15 protein-coding genes and 1 tRNA gene are annotated in these 17544 nt (G+C 65.3%); 9 read left to right on the top strand and 7 right to left on the bottom strand.

Annotated features, from left to right (window positions below):
* Nucleotides 1-91 precede the first annotated feature (91 nt).
* Nucleotides 92-1918, bottom strand: coding sequence for a translational GTPase TypA (typA, locus tag Q0897_RS06315; protein ID WP_299308325.1), 1827 nt, complete (start codon nucleotides 1916-1918; stop codon nucleotides 92-94).
* Between the two features lie 296 nt (nucleotides 1919-2214).
* Here typA and Q0897_RS06310 point away from each other — a divergent pair, with 296 nt between their 5' ends.
* Nucleotides 2215-4905 (top strand): TonB-dependent receptor, encoded by a 2691-nt coding sequence (locus Q0897_RS06310; RefSeq protein WP_299308324.1) that lies wholly within the window; start codon nucleotides 2215-2217, stop codon nucleotides 4903-4905.
* A gap of 143 nt (nucleotides 4906-5048) precedes the next feature.
* On the top strand, nucleotides 5049-5456 hold the full coding sequence (locus tag Q0897_RS06305) for a DUF805 domain-containing protein (RefSeq protein WP_299308322.1): 408 nt from the start codon (nucleotides 5049-5051) through the stop codon (nucleotides 5454-5456).
* Here the strand turns inward: Q0897_RS06305 and Q0897_RS06300 are convergent.
* Together Q0897_RS06300 and Q0897_RS06295 are read right to left on the bottom strand one after the other, a co-directional pair.
* Nucleotides 5453-8095 carry an FtsX-like permease family protein gene (locus Q0897_RS06300; protein WP_366519905.1) on the bottom strand — a complete coding sequence of 881 codons (2643 nt, stop codon included), beginning with the start codon at nucleotides 8093-8095 and terminating at the stop codon, nucleotides 5453-5455. The two genes, Q0897_RS06305 and Q0897_RS06300, sit on opposite strands and share 4 nt — an antisense overlap.
* Nucleotides 8016-8735 (bottom strand): ATP-binding cassette domain-containing protein, encoded by a 720-nt coding sequence (locus Q0897_RS06295; RefSeq protein ID WP_299308320.1) that lies wholly within the window; start codon nucleotides 8733-8735, stop codon nucleotides 8016-8018. Before Q0897_RS06295 ends, Q0897_RS06300 begins: the two co-directional genes overlap by 80 nt.
* A 131-nt stretch (nucleotides 8736-8866) precedes the next feature.
* Between Q0897_RS06295 and Q0897_RS06290 the strand changes: the two genes are divergently transcribed.
* Entirely contained in the window at nucleotides 8867-9523 is a 657-nt protein-coding gene (locus Q0897_RS06290) for an arylesterase (protein WP_299308318.1), read from the top strand.
* A gap of 370 nt (nucleotides 9524-9893) precedes the next feature.
* Nucleotides 9894-10169 (top strand): hypothetical protein, encoded by a 276-nt coding sequence (locus Q0897_RS06285; protein ID WP_299308317.1) that lies wholly within the window; start codon nucleotides 9894-9896, stop codon nucleotides 10167-10169.
* 11 nt (nucleotides 10170-10180) lie between these two features.
* Here the strand turns inward: Q0897_RS06285 and recF are convergent, their stop codons facing one another.
* Entirely contained in the window at nucleotides 10181-11266 is a 1086-nt protein-coding gene (recF, locus tag Q0897_RS06280) for a DNA replication/repair protein RecF (RefSeq protein ID WP_299308315.1), read from the bottom strand.
* A 224-nt stretch (nucleotides 11267-11490) separates the two neighbouring features.
* On the opposite strand from recF, the gene Q0897_RS06275 reads away from it, so the two are divergent.
* From Q0897_RS06275 to Q0897_RS06260, 4 genes are all read left to right on the top strand, one after another.
* Complete coding sequence (locus Q0897_RS06275) at nucleotides 11491-11628, top strand: hypothetical protein (RefSeq protein WP_299308314.1); 138 nt, start codon at nucleotides 11491-11493, stop codon at nucleotides 11626-11628.
* Nucleotides 11625-11834: a PspC domain-containing protein gene (locus Q0897_RS06270; RefSeq protein WP_299308312.1), complete on the top strand. Its 210-nt coding sequence runs from the start codon at nucleotides 11625-11627 to the stop codon at nucleotides 11832-11834. The genes Q0897_RS06275 and Q0897_RS06270 overlap by 4 nt, the downstream gene beginning before the upstream one ends.
* Nucleotides 11835-11884: 50 nt before the next feature.
* Nucleotides 11885-11961: transfer RNA gene (locus tag Q0897_RS06265), tRNA-Arg, on the top strand.
* A gap of 30 nt (nucleotides 11962-11991) precedes the next feature.
* Entirely contained in the window at nucleotides 11992-12348 is a 357-nt protein-coding gene (locus Q0897_RS06260) for a hypothetical protein (protein ID WP_299308311.1), read from the top strand.
* Between the two features lie 7 nt (nucleotides 12349-12355).
* Here the strand turns inward: Q0897_RS06260 and Q0897_RS06255 are convergent, their stop codons facing one another.
* Nucleotides 12356-13021, bottom strand: coding sequence for a spermidine synthase (locus Q0897_RS06255; RefSeq protein ID WP_299308310.1), 666 nt, complete (start codon nucleotides 13019-13021; stop codon nucleotides 12356-12358).
* Nucleotides 13022-13288: 267 nt separating this feature from the next.
* On the opposite strand from Q0897_RS06255, the gene Q0897_RS06250 reads away from it, so the two are divergent.
* A complete protein-coding gene (locus tag Q0897_RS06250) occupies nucleotides 13289-13438 on the top strand; it encodes a hypothetical protein (protein WP_202083191.1) in 150 nt (49 codons plus the stop codon).
* 80 nt (nucleotides 13439-13518) lie between these two features.
* On the opposite strand, the gene Q0897_RS06245 is transcribed toward Q0897_RS06250, so the two are convergent.
* Nucleotides 13519-14547 carry a phytase gene (locus Q0897_RS06245; protein WP_299308308.1) on the bottom strand — a complete coding sequence of 343 codons (1029 nt, stop codon included), beginning with the start codon at nucleotides 14545-14547 and terminating at the stop codon, nucleotides 13519-13521.
* On the bottom strand, nucleotides 14547-17384 hold the full coding sequence (locus Q0897_RS06240; protein ID WP_299308305.1) for a TonB-dependent receptor: 2838 nt from the start codon (nucleotides 17382-17384) through the stop codon (nucleotides 14547-14549). The genes Q0897_RS06245 and Q0897_RS06240 overlap by 1 nt, the downstream gene beginning before the upstream one ends.
* Nucleotides 17385-17544: the final 160 nt, after the last annotated feature.

Genomic DNA, 17544 nt, shown 5'->3' with positions numbered 1-17544 from the left:
CGCCCGGCAGCATGAAACCGGGCCGCACGAAAAAGGGCGGCCCCGTGTTCGGGACCGCCCTTCGCTCGTTTATGCGCTGTCGGTAAAGGCGTCAGGCCTCGACCTTGCGGCTCGCCTTCTTGCGCTCGTTCGGGTCGAGGATCGCCTTGCGCAGGCGGATGGTTTCGGGGGTGACCTCCACCATCTCGTCATTGTCGATATAGGCGATCGCCTGCTCCAGCGTCATCGCGCGCGGCGGGGTCAGGCGGATGGCGTCGTCCTTGCCGGTCGAACGGAAGTTCGTCAGCTGCTTCGACTTCATCGGGTTGACCTCGAGATCCTGCGGCTTCGCATTCTCGCCGATGATCATGCCTTCGTAGATCTTCTGCTGCGGCACGATGAACAGTTCGCCACGCTCTTCCAGCGCGTTGAGCGCGTATCCGACCGCCTCACCCGTGCCGTTGGAGATCAGCACGCCATTGGCGCGCCCCTCGATCGGACCCTTGTACGGGCCGTATTTCTCGAACAGGCGGTTCATGATGCCGGTGCCGCGCGTGTCGGACAGAAATTCGCCGTGATAGCCGATGAGGCCGCGCGACGGGGCGGAGAAGGTGATGCGGGTCTTGCCGCCGCCGCTGGGGCGCATGTCGGTCATCTCGCCCTTGCGTGCCGCCATCTTCTCCACGACGGTGCCCGAATGTTCCTCGTCCACGTCGATGACGACGGTTTCATACGGTTCGGTGCGGTTGCCGTCCTCGTCCTTGTCGAAGAGCACGCGCGGGCGGCTGATGCCGAGTTCGAAGCCTTCGCGGCGCATCGTCTCGATCAGGACGCCCAATTGCAATTCGCCGCGGCCCGCCACTTCGAAGCTGTCCTTGTCGGCGGATTCGGTGACGCGGATGGCGACGTTGGATTCCGCCTCGCGGTTGAGCCGGTCGCGAATCATGCGGCTCGTGACCTTGCTGCCCTCGCGGCCCGCCATCGGCGAATCGTTCACGGCAAAGCGCATGGAGAGCGTCGGCGGGTCGATCGGCTGCGCCTGAAGCGGTTCGGTGACCGACGGGTCGCAGATGGTGTTGGCAACCGTCGCCTCGGTCAGGCCGGCCAGCGAAATGATGTCGCCGGCGCGCGCTTCCTCGACCGGCACGCGTTCGAGCCCGTGAAACGCCATCAGCTTCGATGCGCGGCCCGTTTCGATGACCTTGCCATCGGCGTCGAGCGCGTGGATCGGCGCGTTGAGCTTCACCGTGCCGCTGAACACCAGGCCGGTCAGGATACGGCCAAGGAAATTGTCGCGGTCGAGCAGGGTCACGAGGAACTTGAACGGGCCGTCGGGATCGGCCGACGGGGCGGGCACGTGGTCGACGATCTTCTGGAACAGCGGGGTCAGGTCGCCCTCGCGCGCGTCGATGTCGTCGCTGGCATAGCCGTTGCGGCCCGATGCGTAGAGCACGGGGAAGTCGAGCTGCTCGTCATTGGCATCGAGGGACACGAACAGGTCGAACACCTCGTCGAGCACCTCGTCCGGGCGGCCGTCGGGACGGTCGATCTTGTTCACCACGACGATCGGTTTCAGCCCGAGGGCAAGCGCCTTGCCGGTGACGAATTTCGTCTGCGGCATCGCGCCTTCGGAACTGTCGACGAGCAGGATCACGCCATCGACCATCGACAGGATCCGCTCCACCTCGCCGCCGAAATCGGCGTGGCCGGGGGTATCGACGATGTTGATGCGGGTGCCGTTCCACTCGACGCTGGTGCATTTCGCGAGAATCGTGATCCCGCGTTCCTTTTCCAGGTCGTTGGAATCCATCGCGCGTTCGTCGACGCGCTGATTCTCGCGGAAGGTGCCGGACTGGCGGAACAGCTGGTCGACCAGCGTGGTCTTGCCGTGGTCGACGTGTGCGATGATCGCGATATTACGCTGCTTTTGAGCGGACATACAGAAAGGGCCTTCGATCGGGCGAACAGGAAATGCGGGGACGCTTCGCGGGTTGTCGCATAGTCGTGACCCGACGCGCGTGGCGCCCCTACATGTTGTGGTGCGATGCAGCAAGGGGGGAATACGTATCGGGTGCTGTGATGAATATGCAACAAACAGGGATAGCCCCGCATTTTGCCATGGCATTTCGGTTGCTTGCGCATGGTTGTGCCTGTAGTTGACCTATAGGAGAACCAGGCCGGCCCGCGCGATGCCGTCGGACAGAATGACTGGCCCTGTTGAGAGGATTAGATCGCATGAAATCGATTCGTACCGAGCGTTTGCGCTGCCGTGATGCCCTGATGATCGGGACCGGCATGGCCGCCGCCCTTGGTGTTGCCGCCCCCGCCGCCGCTCAGGACGCCGCCGACGGCGAGGTGCAATACGCACAGCCCGCCGAAGCCTATGACGAAACCGAAGCGACGCGGGGCAACGCCATCATCGTCACCGCGACAAAGCGGGAGCAGACGTTGCAGGACGTGCCCGTCGCCGTGACCGTCACCGACGAAAACACCATCGAGCGTGCCGAGATTCGCGACCTGCGCGACCTCACCAGCGTGCAGCCCTCGCTCCGCGTGACGCAATTGCAGTCGAGCGCGAACACCAATTTCATCATTCGCGGCTTTGGCAATGGCGCGAACAATGCCGGGATCGAACCGTCGGTCGGCGTGTTCGTCGACGGCGTCTATCGCTCCCGCTCCGCCGCGCAGATCGGCGATCTCCCCGATCTTCAGCGGATCGAGGTGCTGCACGGCCCGCAATCGACGCTCTTCGGTAAAAATGCGAGCGCGGGCGTCATCTCCATCGTCACCGCCGAACCGCAGTTCACCTTCGGCGGGCAGGTCGAGGCATCGTACGGCAATTTCGACAGCAAGGTCGCCAAGGCGCTGCTGACTGCGCCGCTCACCGATAATATCGCGGCGTCTATCGCCGGCGGCATCAACAAGCGCGACGGCTATATCGACGACCTGGGCACCGGCGGGCGCACCAACGGGCGGGATCGCTGGTTCACGCGCGGGCAATTGCTGTTCGAACCGAGCAGCCTGTTCAAGGTCCGCATCATCGGCGATTACAGCAATATCGACGAGGATTGCTGCGGCGTGGTCACGCTTCGCCGCGGGCCGACGGCGGGGATCGTCGATGCGCTGGGCGGCAATACCACCGATCCCAGCGATCCGTTCGCCGATGTCGTCTACAACAATTTCGCATCGTCGAACGACATCGACAATTACGGCGTGTCCGGCCATGTCGAATTCGGCTTCGGCCCGTTCGAGCTGACCTCGATCACCGCCTATCGCGGCACCAACGTGCTCACCAATCAGGATTCCGATTTCACGAGCGCGGACCTGCTCGGCCGCAATTCGCAGGACCTGAAGATCCGCACCTTCACGCAGGAGTTCCGCGCCACGGCGGAGCTGGCCGAATCGGTCGACCTGCTGCTCGGTGCGTTCTACTTCAACGAGGATATCGAGCAGGACGCGCAGCTTCTCTACGGCACGCAGTTCCGCCCCTATGCCAATGCCATCATCCAGTCGCAGACCGGCGGGGCGCTGAATGTCGGCGGGCTGGAGCAGACCATCGGCGCGCTGACCGGGCGGCCGGGTGCCTTCGACGGGCAGTTCTTCGCCAATGGGCAGGGCCTGATCGAGGCCTATGCGCTGCAGAACGATTCGATTTCGCTGTTCGGTCAGGTGGATGTCTACGTCACCGACCGGCTCACGCTGACGGGCGGTCTGAACTACACGAAGGACAAGAAGGACTTCCAGACCAACGTCACCTCCACCGACGTGTTCGCGGGCGTCGATCTGGTGCAGGTGGGCAGCACCGCGATCTATCAGCAGGCCTTGTCGACCACCATCGGCAATGCGCTGATGCTGGGCCGCCCCGCGTCGCAGGCCGAGATCCAGGCCTTTGCCGGCGGCAACCCCGCCGCGTTTCAGCAGATCAACGCCGGTTCGCAAGCCTTTGCGCAGGCGAACGCCGCCAATCCGCAGGTCAATCCGCTGCTCGCGCTGCAGGCGCTGCAATTCTCGCGCCCGTTCCTCAACGTGCCGAACGCGGTGGAGCCGGGCGAGACGGATGCCGACAACCTCACCTACACGTTGCGCGCTGCCTATGACGTGACGGACGATCTCAATGTCTACGTCTCCTACGCGACCGGGTTCAAGGCGCCGTCGGTCAACCTGTCGCGCGACAGCCGCCCGACGCCCGGCGACCGCGCCGCGTTGCAGCAGGCGGGGCTGTTGCAGGTGAACCAGACCTTCGGCAGCCGTTTCGCGGACGAGGAGGAATCCGAAGTCTACGAACTCGGCATCAAGGGCGATTTCGGCCCCGCCGCCTTCAGCTTCGCCGCGTTCAAGCAGACCATCACCGGGTTCCAGTCGAACATCTTCACCGGCACCGGCTTCTTCCTCGGCAATGCGGGCAAGCAGGAGGTCGTGGGCTTCGAATTCGACGGCACCGTCCGCCCGGTCGAGCCTTTGTCGCTGCGCATGGCGGTCACCTATCTCGATCCCGAGTACAAGGATTTCCAGCAATCGGCGTTCGGCGATATTTCGGGCACGACGCCGGCGGGCATTCCGTCGATCTCGGCCACCTGGGCGGCGGATTACGTGCATGAGCTGGCGAGCGGCGATGCCGTGATCCTGCACGGCGACTATAATTACCAGTCGCGCACGCAGATCGTGGAAGGCCTGCCCGGCTTCAATTCGCAGGGGATCGATGCCGCGCTGGCCGCCGCACGCCCGTTCACGCGGCAGGTGGACGAACTCGCCGCGTCGATCACCTATGCGATGCAGAGCGGGCTTGAGCTGACCGCATGGGGGCGCAACCTGCTCGACGACCGTTACCTGCAATCGATCTTCGATTCGCCGGTGCAGCAGTTCGGTATCTCTGGCTACCCGAATCAGCCGCGCACCTATGGCGTGACGGCACGCTACAAGTTCTGATCCGGGAGCCATCGTCACGAGGGGAGGGGGCCGTTCACCGGCCCCCTTTTCGTTTGCGCCGCCGCCGGGGCTGGCAAAGCGGGCGCCGGATGTTACAGTTTCAACCGGTTGGCCCGATCCGGGCCGGCAGGGGGGACTTGTCCATGTATTACATGCTGCTGCCGTATCGGCGCTATTTCGAATTCGACGGGCGTTCGCGGCGCCGGGAATACTGGATGTTCATGCTGTTTCAGCTCATCGTCAATGTCGCGCTGCTCGCCGTCATGCTGATCGGGGCGGCGACGTTCGAGGCGGGCATGGGCGCGACGCCCGGGCCGTTCGCATGGCTGGCGATCATCGGCTGGTTCGTGTTTGCCGCCATATCCTTCGTGCCCTCGATCGCGGTGCAGGTCCGCCGCTTTCACGATCAGGAGAAGACCGGCCTGCTGGTCCTGCTCAACCTGATCCCGTTCGGCAGTCTCGTCGTGCTGGTGATGATGCTGTTCGAAGGGACGCGCGGGCCCAATCATTACGGACCGGATCCGAAGGCAGGCTGGACAGGCCGGGATTAAAGGCTGCGCAGCGCCTGCGCCGGGCGGGCGCGCAGCACCGGGAGCGAGGCGAGCGTCGCCGCGATCACCACCGCCGCCGCCCCGCCGAGCAGCACCGCCGCCACGATGGCCCAGTCCGGGTCGAAGGTGAATTCGAACATCTCGACCATCACATACCACCCGGCACCCAGCCCAAGAGCCAGCGCCACCACCGACAGAAGCGCGGCCAGCACAACGTAGCGCAGGACGAGCGCGCCCAGCAATTGCCGGCGGCTCGCGCCCAGTACGCGTAACACGATCGTATCGTAGGTCTCCCGCGCGCGGGCCGCCGCAATCGCGCCCAGCAATACCGCCATCCCCGCCAGCACCGCCACCGCCGCCGCGCCGAGCACGGCCGCCGCCACGCTGCGCAGCAGGTCGCGCGCCTGCGCCAGCACCGGGCCGAGTTCGATCGCCGAACTCGCCGGATAGGCCGCGACCATCGCGCCGAGCAGGTCGCCGCGCCGCCCGCTATCCGCGCCCGGCGGCAGGATGATAGAGGCCGCGTAATTATGCGGCGCGTCGTCGATGGCGCCGGGTGAAAAGACCAGCGCGTGATTGAACCCAAAATCGTCCCATTCGATGGCGCGGAACGACGCGATGGTCGCCTCCCGCTCCACGCCGAGCAGCCCGATCGCCAGCCGGTCCCCGATGGAAAGGTCGAGCGCCTGCGCCAGTTCCTCATCTACGGAAACGAGCGCGGGACCGGCGTAATCGGCGGGCCACCATTCGCCCGCCGTCACCCGGTTGCCGACGGGCAGGCCCGCGGAATAGGTCAGGCCGCGCTCCCCGCGCAGCGCCCACGCGCCCTCGGGAATGTCCTCCATGTCCGCCACGCGCGTCATCGCGCCCGCCGGGCCGTAGGCTAGGATCGCCCCGCGCAGGGCCGGAACGGTGCGCACCTCGGCACCGGGGACCTGACGCGTGACCAGCCGCGTAAAGCCGGCGACATCGTCCCGCGGCACGTCGAGCACGAAATAATCGGGCGCGCGATCGGGCACGGTCCCGGCGATATAACGATCGAGCCCGGTTTGAATGAAGGCGATGGCGACAAAGGCGGACAGGCCAAAGCCGAGCGCCGTCACCAGCGCCACGGTCGGCGACCCCGGCCGGTCGAGCGCCCCGATCCCCAGCCGAAGCGACAGCGAAGCCCCGCGCCGCGCCGTGCCGCCCGCGATCCGCCCGGCGATCCGGCGGACCCCGATCCCGATCAGCGCCAGCAAACCCAGCACCGCCGCCGCCGCGCCAAGGAAACCGGCGGTCAGCCACGGCTCGTAACTCGTCCAGAGCGCAAGCGCCACGATGGCGGCAAGCCCGAACCCCACCGGAATGGCCGCATCCCGCCACATATGCGCGGGCGGGGCAACGCGCGCGCGCAATAACGCCATCGCCGTCACCCGGCGTGCAGCGATCAGCGGCGGCGAGGAGAACACCAGCGCCACCAGCAAGGCAAACGCCGCCGCCCGCACAAGCGCGGCGCCATCGAACACGAATCCCGATGAAACCGGCAACAGATCGCGCAACAAGGACGCGAGCGCCGGCACGCTCAACACGCCCACGAGCAGCCCCGCCGAAATGCCTGCCAGCGCCGCGGCCAGCACCTGCAACACGTGGATACGCAGCACATCGCCGCTATCGGCGCCGAGCACCTTCATCGTGGCGATGGTCCCGCGCCGGCTTTCCAGCCATGACGATACCGCGCCCGCAATGCCGATGCCCGCGATCACCAGCGCCGCCAGCCCGACAAGGCTGAGGAACTGCCCCATGTTGGCGAGCAGGCGATCGGCCCCGGGGGAGGCGCGCTCCCGCGTCCGGGTGGACCATCCGGCTTCGGGAAAGCGTGCCTCGAACGCCGCGACCGCATCGGCGGGATCGACATCGGCGGGGAGGGCGACGCGATATTTCGTGCGCACCGTGCTGCCATAGGCGGCAAGGCCGGTGCGTGCGAGCATCGCCTCGGAAATCAGCACCGGGGGTCCGAGCGCGAAACCTTCGGAAAGGCGGTCCGGCTCGTCCGCGATGACGCCGCCCACGCGCACGTCAATCTCGCCCAGCCGGATATCGTCGCCAACACCGATGCCCAGCCGGTCGAGCGCGCCCTGTCCCGCCCACGCGGTGCCGTCGGGCGGCGCACGCGCGGTACGCCCGTCGGCCAGCGTGAGCGTCCCGTAAAGCGGCCATGCCCCATCGACGGATTTGAGCTGGATCGGCACGGTGCGCGTTCCCGCCGCGGCCATCGCCTGCACCCGGCGTCCGGCCGACACCGCCCCCATGGCGCGCATCGCGCTCAGCTCTTCGGCATCGGCATCGCGGGCATACACGGCGAATTCGACATCGCCGCCGAGAATTTCCTGCCCGCGGTCGGACAGTTCGGACCGGATCGCCCCTTCGAGCGTGCCGATCGCCGCCAATGCCCCCGCGCCGAGGAACAGGCACACGATGAGCAGCCGCAAGCCCTTGAAGCGCCAGGAAAAATCACGCCGCGCCAGCCGCAGCGCCACGCCCCATCGCGATGATCGCCCGGTTCCCTGCGCCGCCATGTCAGCGCAGCGTATCGCGCGCGATGCGCCCGTCGGCGAGTTCCAGCACGCGCTCGCATCGCTGCGCGAGCGCGGGGTCATGCGTGATGAGGAAAAGCGTCGCGCCGGTTTCCCGCGTCCGGTCGAAGAGAAGGCGGATCACGCTTTCCCCGGTCGCGCTGTCGAGATTGCCCGTCGGTTCGTCGGCGAAGATCAGCGGCGGCCGCGGGGCGAGCGCGCGGGCGATGGCGACGCGTTGCTGCTCCCCGCCCGAAAGCTGCGCGGGATAATGCGACAGCCTGTGGCCAAGGCCGACCGCCTCGAGTTCCGCATCCGCGACGGGCCACGGATCGTCATGCCCGGCAAGTTCGAGCGGCGTCGCGACGTTTTCGCGCGCCGTCATCGTCGGCAAAAGGTGGAACGCCTGCAATACGATGCCGATCCGGCCCCGGCGCGCCCGGGCGAGCGCATCCTCGTCCATGACGCCGCCGTCGCTGCTCGCGAAATATTCGCCCGCAACCCGCAACGTTCCGCCGCTCGCGCGTTCGAGGCCCGAAAGCACCGCCATCAGCGAACTCTTCCCCGAACCCGACGGGCCGAGCAGTGCCACCGTCTGCCCCGCCGGCACGGTGAGGTCGATGCCGTTCAATATGTTGACCGCGCCGTCGCCCCGGCCCAGCGTGAGCATGAGCCGCTCTGCGCGGATCGCGGCATCAGGTTCGGGCTTGCTGGTTTCGTTCATCTTTTCCACATAGTCCCATGGCATAAGCAGGTCGCAAATGAAACGACGGGATTGAACGAATGCGCAAATGGTTGATTTTGGCGGCTTTATCCGGGCTTGCGGCGTGCAGCGACGGGGAGACTGCGCCAGATATGACCGCGCAGGAGGCTGCGATGCCGGCGGCCGGGCAACGCGAAACGCCCGAGAGCGCGCTCCCCGCCGTTCCGCGCGGGCGGGACATACAGGTGCTCGCATTCGGCGACAGCCTGCTGGCGGGTTATAATCTGCCGCGCAGCGAAGCCTATCCGGCGCAGCTGGAGGCCGCGTTGCGCGCGCGCGGGATCGATGCGACGGTGATCAATGCGGGCGTTTCGGGGGACACCACCGCCGCGGGCCTGCAGCGGCTGGATTTCGTGCTCGACGGGCTGGAGCGGAATCCTGCGCTCGCGATTGTCGAATTCGGCGGCAATGACCTGCTGCGCGGCTTGTCGCCCAGCCTGGCCCGCGACAATCTCGATGCGATGCTGGCCCGGTTCGCGCAGGAGGACATCCCCGTCGTCATCATGGGGATCGAGGCACCGCCGAGCGCCGGCTCCGAATATCGCCGGCAATTCAACGCGATCTATCCCGATCTGGCCGAGAAATACGATGCTGCGCTCGTCCCGATGTTCATCGCGCCGTTGATAGAGGACCGCACGCTGGTGCAGGCGGATCAGATTCACCCGACCCGCAATGGCGTCGCGGCAATGGTTTCCTCGACGATCGATACGATCGCGCCCGCGGCACAGAAGGCTGCCGCCGACGAGTAAGGCTGGGCTTGAACCGTCCGGTCGCCTCGGCACCGCGCTGCGTTCGGGCGCGGTGCGCGATCAATCCGATTGTGGACTTTCTATAGCTTCCGGTTTCGGACTGATACTGATTATTAAGAGAGCATATATGGTGAATTGACAGACCTGCTTTTCGATTTTTCGGCGGGGTTGTCGCTCTGGCACATTTGCGGGCCATGGGGTTTGGATGCTTTATCGGCAGAAAGACGCGGGTTCGCGCAACGATGAGCATGTAGGCTCGAACGACGGAGGTGTCCGGTTGGACGATACCGAACTTATTGCTCCGGCGCTTTATGTGATCAAGTCGAGGACGGCGCGGCGGCATCATTTCCCGGATGGATTTTTCCGGCCGATGACGTTCGACCTGATTCTCGATCTTTTTATCCATCGCGCGCGGGGCGAAACCGTGTTCGTGAAACAGATCATCGCGACGAGCGGCCTGCCGCAGACGAGCGCGCTGCGCCAGATCGACCGGCTCGAGGCGTTCGAACTAGTCAGCCGTGCGCCGTATGAGGACGATCATCGCATGATCGTGCTCGACCTGACGGAAACGGGTTGGGCGACGATGCGCAAATTTCTGCAATCCATCACCATCGATGCGGAAATCGCGGATGATGTCGTGATCTGATCGTCGGTTTTTCAACCGGGCGTGAGCAGGGCGCCCTTTTCCACTTCCCACACCGCCGCCACGCGCCGGATCGCGGCAAAGGGGTCGCGCTCCGTCCCCGTCATCCAGACCTGCGCTCCGCTTCGCTCCAGCCGCTCGAACAGCGCTTCCCTGCGAAGCGGATCGAGATGGGCCGCCACCTCGTCGAGCAATAGCACGAGAGGCCGCGAACCGGCGGCAAGTTCCGCGTGGGCTAGGATGATCGCGATCAACAGCGCCTTCTGCTCCCCCGTCGAACATTCCGATGCCGCACGTCCCGTCGCCGCCATGGTCACGCGCAGATCGTCACGATGCGGCCCCGCAAGCGTGCGGCCCGCCGCCCGGTCCGCGCCGCGCCCCTCGCGCCACAGGCGGGCAAGCGCCGTCGGGTCCGCCGGCGATTGCGGCGTGATGGCGAGGCCGGGGCGGGCGAAGGGCGCATCGGGCAATTGCGCCAGCATGTCGGACAGCATCCCGACCAGCTCCGTCCGCCCGGCACAGACCGCGGCGCCCGCATCGGCCATCTCGCGTTCGAGTGCGTCGAGCCAGGCGGGGTCGGGGCGATCCTCTCGCGAAAGCAGGCGATTGCGTTCGCGCAAGGCCCGGTCGTAACGGGAGGATTCGGCGGCATGTTCGGGATGAACCGCCAGCGCCATCCGGTCGAGAAAGCGGCGCCTCGGTCCCGCGCTATCGGTAAAGAGGCGGTCCATCGCCGGGGTGAGCCACGATACGCTCAACCATTCGGAGAGCCGCGCGGCGGGGAGTGGCGCGCCGCTTGCCTGCACCAGCCGTCGCCCCGGACGGTCGGGCCGCACCGCCGTGCCGAGCCGGACCGGAGTCTGCCCACTCACCAGATCGGCGCCGATGGCAAACCCTTGCGTCGCATTGTCGTCCCGCGCCATTTCGGAAAGCTGCGCGCGCCGCAATCCGCGGCCCGGCGCGAACAGCGACAAGGCTTCGAGCAGGTTGGTCTTGCCCGCGCCGTTCGCCCCGATCAGCAGGTTGAATGCCCGCGCGCCGTCGAGCCGGCTGGCTTCGTGATTGCGGAAATTCGCAAGTTGTATCCGGTCGAGCGCCATGCCGCCGGATTAGGGAGCAAGCGCGCCGCTGGCCACGACAAAATGCCGCCCCATTATGTGGCGTCAAATCCCAAATGTCGGCATCCACCCCACCCGAACGCCAAAAGCCATTTTCATAAACCGTTCAGAAACCGCGATTTTTCAAACTGGCACGCTCCCTGCAATACAGTTGGCATGGCCGTCATCGGGATGGCCGAAACAACCAGAAGAAGGGAATTACCACCATGAACATCGACACCATCCGCTCGCGTCTCGCCGCCGGTGCCGCCGCTTTCGCGCTCTCGCTCGCTCTCATCGGCGTGACCGTCGCGCCGCAGTCGAACACCGGGATCACGGTTGCAACCTCGGGGATGCTGGCATGAGCCGGCTCCCCCATTCCGACGACCGCACGCCGCGCCGTTTCCACCTCGACAAGCCGAATGGCAAGCTCATGGGTGTGTCGGCGGGCATGGCCGATTATTTCAACGTCGATGTCACGATGATCCGGATCGGCTGGGTGCTGGGTACCTTGCTGGGGCTGGGCTCGCTGATCCTCATCTATATCATGATCGGCCTGATCGCCGATTGACGCGCGGGCATTTGCCAGACGGGAAAACCGCGCTATTGGCGAATGCCGACGCGCCCTTAGCTCAGCTGGATAGAGCACGAGACTTCTAATCTTGAGGCCGGTGGTTCGAATCCACCAGGGCGCGCCATATTTTCCTTTTTTGTAACGGGCCTGCGTCATGTCCTTTTCCGATATCGGCGATACCATCGCTGGCTGGGGCATGGAATTTTCCCGGCACAAGGCGTGGATCGAGGCGGCCCTGCCTTTTCACGACGATGCGCTGCATGTCGCGGTGGGTGTCGTTCTGCAATTGATCGGCGCATTCATCCTGCGGTCGAGCGTCGCCCGCTGGCGGCCGTGGCTCTTCGCCTTCGTGCTGGAACTGCTGAACGAGGCGAACGATCTCATGTTCAACGGATGGGACAGAGAAGGGGCGGTGGGCACCAGCGCGATGGACATTGCGCTGACCATGGCGTTGCCGACGTTGCTGCTGCTCGTGGCGCGACGGGCGCCCAGGCTGCTGACCGGGCGCTGAGCCTGCCTTATTGCGCGAACCAGATGACGTGGCGCGGCCCCTTGCCATTGCTGCGCGCGCGCACGATCGTTTCCTCCACCTCGAAACCGGTCGCGCGCAACCGCCGGGCAAAGGCTGTATCGGGGGCCGCCGACCAGATGGCGAGCACGCCGCCGGGGCGAAGCGCGGCGCGGGCGGCCTGCAACCCGGCGCGGGTGTAAAGCCGGTCGTTCCCCTCGCGCACCAGCCCGTCCGGTCCATTATCGACATCGAGGAGGATCGCGTCATAGGTCGCACGCCCCCGCGCGATGACCGCCCCCACGTCATCCTGCACCACGGTCACGCGGCCATCGTCCAATCCGCCCGCGGTGAGCGCCGCCATCGGCCCGCGCGCCCATGCGATGATTTCGGGGACCAGCTCGGCCACGGTGACCTGCGCCTTTTCGCCCAGCTCCGCCAGCGCGGCGCGCAGGGTGAAGCCCATGCCATAGCCGCCGATGAGGAGATGCGGCGTCGCCCGATTGGCGATGCGCGCGATGCTCATCACCGCGAGCGCCTCTTCCGACCCGCTCATCCGGCTGTTCATGAGTTCGTTTCGGTCGAGCTGGATCATGAAATCGTCGCCGCGGCGATACAGGCGCAATTCCTCGCCCCCCGGCACTTGCGCACGGCCCAGCGGTTCGAGCGGTTTCATGGCATGGCTCCTGTTTCGCGTTTGATCCCGGTCCACGCCCGCGCGCACCGGATTTTGCCGCGCCATGCACCCGAAAGGCGAAGTGCCGCAAATTTATTTTTTCCAAATTTTTAACCTGCTCCGAATCGCGAAAAACGCCCGATTTGCGGCGAATTGAGCATATCAAGCGACCAACCGTCGAAGCCGCCGCGGCGGACGCACGGGAACCGCCATGCATATTGGCGGATTGTCTTGGCAAATAGCGAATGAAAAACAAGGAACCGTGCCATGTTCAAACCGAGTTTTCGTAGCAGTGCTCCGGACAAATGGACACAGCCGCGCCCGTTCAGCGATCCGTCGCTCCGTTTTGCCAAGTTCGGCGCCATTCAGCCGATGGAAGAGCCAGGATTTTGGGAGCGTCTGTTCCGCACACATTGATCGGATAACGCTTTCACCAATGACAACGGCCGGCGCCCCGATGGGGAACCGGCCGTTTTTCATGAGAAACCGAGCGAGAATTACGGCACGAGCGCGCGCAGCTTTGCCCCGTCGATCAGCTTGAAGTTCTGCGTGCCGGCGCCGTTGTCGCCGTCCTGCGCCACGAAAAGACCGCCCGTGAACGCAGGCCCGAAATCGCCCGCGTGAAAGGCGATGCCATCGGTCTCGCTCGTGCCGTCGATCCCGCCGCCGTCGACCACACGAAACCGCGTGAGATAGGCCATGTCGGGAAGCCGGAACAGCGCATAGGCATTGTCGCCCTGGCTCGACGCGATAAGAAAGCCTGCGTCGGCGCCCTCTGCCGCGATGGTCAGCCCCTCGACGTCGGGCACCATCGCCATGCCGTCGGCCGCGGCGACCAGCGTGCCGGACGGTGCGTCCTGCGACAGGTCGAAACGCCAGATGCCGGCGGCTTCCTCCCCGACATAGAGCATGCCGGTGCGCCCATCGACGACGCAGCCTTCAGGCTGGCTCGGCACGCGCATTTCGCGCACACGTCCGAGCGTCGGTGCCGCCGTCGTTCCCAGGATCGCCGCCTCCACGATCAACCCGTCCTTGGTATTGAGATAGGCGCGCGCCAGCTCTCCACCGGCCCGGCCCGGCCCCATGCAGAACCCATACCCTTCGCCGACGCCCACCGGCAGCCGCGCCACCGCGCTCAACGCGCCCGAGCCGGTGTCGAGCGTGTAGAGCGCGACATGCGGTTGCAACGGGTCGGCGCGGTCGCTCGCCCCGACGAGCACGGCGCCGCCGACCTCGATCAGGTCGACATTGTTCACGCCCGCCTTCGCCGCGAAGCTTTTGACCGTCCCGTCGAGGCCATAGACATACAGCCCCGCCTTCTTGTCCGTGGCGACGATCAGGCTTTCCACAGGGTTTGCCGCATTGCGCCAGATCGCCGGGTCGTCGGCGGCATCCTCGCCCGTCGTGCCGACGGCATCGGTTTCGGTATCGGCGGTGATCTGCTGCGTCGGCCATGGCGACACGGCGGGCACGCTCGCGCAGCCGGAGATGAGGGCCGCGGCGGTCAGGATGAAAGGATACCGCATCAGAAATTGAACCTCGCGCCGAATTTCATGGTCCAGTCGTATTCCTCATATTGCAGGAGGCGCCGCGCACCGCCCAGATTCTGATAGGCGAAGAAATCGGCATCGTTCGCGTTCACCCATTCCCAGTAGAGCTGTATCTGCCGGGTGAGGCGATAACGCGCGCTCGCGTCGATCTGGAACAGATCGTCGACATAGCGGTCCTCCTCCGCCTCGCTGCCCAGCTCGTCGAGATATTTGTCGCGGAACGTGCCGGCGACGCGCAGGCTGACCGGCCCCTTCTCATAGCCGAGCACGGCGTTGAACGTATGCTTCGACGCGGTGGGAAGCGGAATCTCGCGCCCGTCGTCCAGCGTCCCTTGTGCATCGGTATAGGTGTAGTTCGCCTGCACCACCAATCCGTCGAGTGGGGCGGGCAGGAACGCGAGTGCGCTCGAAAATCCGAACTCCGCACCGAACACCGTCGCCGACCGGCCATTGACGGGGACGACCGCCTCGGTGAAATCGATCCCGGAATAGGGGCTGTCTTCCTCGTTGAGCTGCCGGTCGACGATGAAGTTCTTCACGTCCTTGTAAAAGACATTGGCCGTGATCGCGCCATTGCCGGTGAAATAATATTCCGCCGCCGCGTCGAGGTTCCACGCCTTGTACGGGCGCAATCCGGGATTGCCGAACTCGCCTTCGCGTTCGTTGTCGTCGTTCTCCTCCACGATGAAGCGCGGGGCGAGATCGGCGAGATTGGGCCGCACCAGGCTTTTGTAGCCCGCCGCGCGGAACACCAGGTTGCGCACCGGTTCATACCGCATGTTCACGCTGGGCAGCCAGTCGGTGTAATCGCGTTCGAACCGGTTGGGGGTGATGACCACGATATCGTCGTCGAGCACCGCGCCATCATATTCCGCGCCTTCCTCGATCAGCTCGGTCAGATTGGCGGAGATGTCGTTGCGCGTGTGTTCCATGCGCACACCGGCGATGATGCGCCATGTCTCGCTGTCCCAGCGGCCGAGCGCGTATCCGGCGTAGACATCCTCCTTGTTGACGTAATCCTCGACCGCGGAATCGAAGGTGCTGTCGATCTCCTGCAATTCGAAATCGCCGAAATTGTCGAAGAAATAGCGCGTCGGCGCGGTGAAATCGGCAACCGGGTCGATGCCCTGAAGGCGGTAGGTGCTGCGCCCCAATACATCGGCCAGCGTGTATTCGCCGGTCGCATCCTCGTAGAACTGTACGTTGAAATCGTAGCTTTTCTCGCGCCAGCGTGCCTTTGCGCCCGCCTGCACCGTGAAATCGCCGCTGGCCAGCGCGAAGGTGCGGCCGATGTCGGCCCAGAGCGCGAATTCCTCGTCCTGCGATGCGGACAGGCGCGTGACCTCCACATCGTTCAATGCATATTGCGCCGGGTCCGCGAACAGGTCCGCGCGGGCATCGACGGTAAAGGTCGGGATGCGCGGATTGGTGAGGTCGAACACGAGGCCGAAATTGTCGCCGTCGCCTTCGGTCGCAAAATCGCGGTCGAAGGTGGTGGGGTCGATGCTGTCGTTCTCGCGCTCGGTCGAGCGGGCGTAGCTGCCGGCATATTCGAAGCGCCAGTCGCCCGCATCGGTCTCGCCGCCCAGCACGATCGAGCGGATCTTCTGACTCTCGGCGCGGTCCTTGATGTCGCGCTCGACCTGAATCTCGGCATCGTCGCTCGCGGTAAAGCCCAGCGCATTGCCGCCGCCGAACGACACCGTGTCGAAATCGCCGAGGTCGAAGGTCAGCCGGCGGCGGAATTCATGGTCGTCGAACTGGCTATACAGGCCGCGCAGGTAAAGCTCGGTCGTATCGCTCGCGCGCCAGTCAAAGGACAGCGACGCGCTCAGCCGTTCGCGTTCCACGTCGTAATCGCGGTACTGGATCTCCTCGAAAAGCGCATTGCCGTCGTCGTCCAGTTTCCAGTCCTCGGCCTCGACATTGTCGGTCTCGAACTTGCGCTTGTAGTAGGACACGCCGCCCGCGATGCCGAAATCGTCCGACAGCTTCGTCGAAAAATCGAAGCCCAGTTTCGGCGTCAGCGTATCGGCGAGCCGGTTGTAGCTGCCCTCGACCCGCGCGGTATAAAGGTCGCGCTTGCGGTCGAACGCGCTCACCGTGTTGATCTCGATGCTGGCGCCGATGGTGTCCGCGTCCATGTCCGGGGTCAGCGATTTCTTCACCTCGATCGATTCGATCTGGTCGCTCGAAATCACGTCCAGCGCGACCGAGCGCGTATCGCTTTCAGGCGCAGGGATGCGCGCGCCATTGATGGAACTGCTGTTGAGATTGGGGCTAAGCCCGCGCACGGAGACAAAGCGGCCTTCGCCCTGATCGTTGAGGATATTGAGGCCCGGCAGGCGCCGCAGCGATTCGGCGACGTTCTGATCCGGGAATTGCCCGATGGCATCGCGGGTGAGGACGGAGCTGACCCCGTCGCCCTCCCGCTTGCGGGACAGGGCGCTGGCCTGATTGGCGAGCTGTCCGATGACGAGGATATTCTGCGCCGACCCGCCGAGTGTGAACATCGGGCGGACGGTGCCGGTTTCGGGCACGGTGACGGTCTGCGTCTCCGGCTCGGCGCCGACATAGCGCACCTCCACCGTATAGGTGCCGCCCGGCACGTCGACAAAGCGAAACGCGCCATCGCGCATCGTCGATGCGACCCGGTCGAGTTCGAGGATGCGAACCTGCGCCGATTGCAGCGCGCGCGTGCCGGTATCGTCGACGACGCTGCCCTCGATCGTGCCGGCCCATGCGGCGGGCGCGGCTAGGATCGCGGCGGCGGCAGTGCCGATGGCGAGTGTGTTGCGAATGGATGATAACATGAGCGGTCCCCCTGAATTGCGTTGGGGAGGCGCTTAGGCGTGCATTAATACAGCAATGCGTCGATGCCGTGATGAAACGGTGAAACATGCCGCCGCGCGGTCATCGTTCTGCAACATGGACGGCGCCGCGGGCCGGCACGGGCCGTGCGGGGCCGCGCCG

This window comes from uncultured Croceicoccus sp. (genome assembly GCF_947496385.1).
Classification (GTDB): Bacteria; Pseudomonadota; Alphaproteobacteria; order Sphingomonadales; family Sphingomonadaceae; genus Croceicoccus.
Note: the sequence above shows the minus strand (reverse complement) of the source record. Positions and strands in the feature narration are given on the sequence as shown.

Coding starts and splice junctions, on each gene's coding strand:
- Q0897_RS06305 (WP_299308322.1), top strand. CDS start 5,049: ATGTATTACATGCTGCTGCCGTATCGGCGCTATTTCGAATTCGACGGG.
- Q0897_RS06240 (WP_299308305.1), bottom strand. CDS start 17,384: ATGTTATCATCCATTCGCAACACACTCGCCATCGGCACTGCCGCCGCC.
- Q0897_RS06300 (WP_366519905.1), bottom strand. CDS start 8,095: ATGACCCCGCGCTCGCGCAGCGATGCGAGCGCGTGCTGGAACTCGCCG.
- Q0897_RS06255 (WP_299308310.1), bottom strand. CDS start 13,021: ATGAAACCGCTCGAACCGCTGGGCCGTGCGCAAGTGCCGGGGGGCGAG.
- Q0897_RS06310 (WP_299308324.1), top strand. CDS start 2,215: ATGAAATCGATTCGTACCGAGCGTTTGCGCTGCCGTGATGCCCTGATG.
- Q0897_RS06270 (WP_299308312.1), top strand. CDS start 11,625: ATGAGCCGGCTCCCCCATTCCGACGACCGCACGCCGCGCCGTTTCCAC.
- Q0897_RS06250 (WP_202083191.1), top strand. CDS start 13,289: ATGTTCAAACCGAGTTTTCGTAGCAGTGCTCCGGACAAATGGACACAG.
- Q0897_RS06290 (WP_299308318.1), top strand. CDS start 8,867: ATGACCGCGCAGGAGGCTGCGATGCCGGCGGCCGGGCAACGCGAAACG.
- Q0897_RS06285 (WP_299308317.1), top strand. CDS start 9,894: ATGACGTTCGACCTGATTCTCGATCTTTTTATCCATCGCGCGCGGGGC.
- typA (WP_299308325.1), bottom strand. CDS start 1,918: ATGTCCGCTCAAAAGCAGCGTAATATCGCGATCATCGCACACGTCGAC.
- Q0897_RS06275 (WP_299308314.1), top strand. CDS start 11,491: ATGAACATCGACACCATCCGCTCGCGTCTCGCCGCCGGTGCCGCCGCT.
- Q0897_RS06295 (WP_299308320.1), bottom strand. CDS start 8,735: ATGAACGAAACCAGCAAGCCCGAACCTGATGCCGCGATCCGCGCAGAG.
- Q0897_RS06260 (WP_299308311.1), top strand. CDS start 11,992: ATGTCCTTTTCCGATATCGGCGATACCATCGCTGGCTGGGGCATGGAA.
- recF (WP_299308315.1), bottom strand. CDS start 11,266: ATGGCGCTCGACCGGATACAACTTGCGAATTTCCGCAATCACGAAGCC.
- Q0897_RS06245 (WP_299308308.1), bottom strand. CDS start 14,547: ATGCGGTATCCTTTCATCCTGACCGCCGCGGCCCTCATCTCCGGCTGC.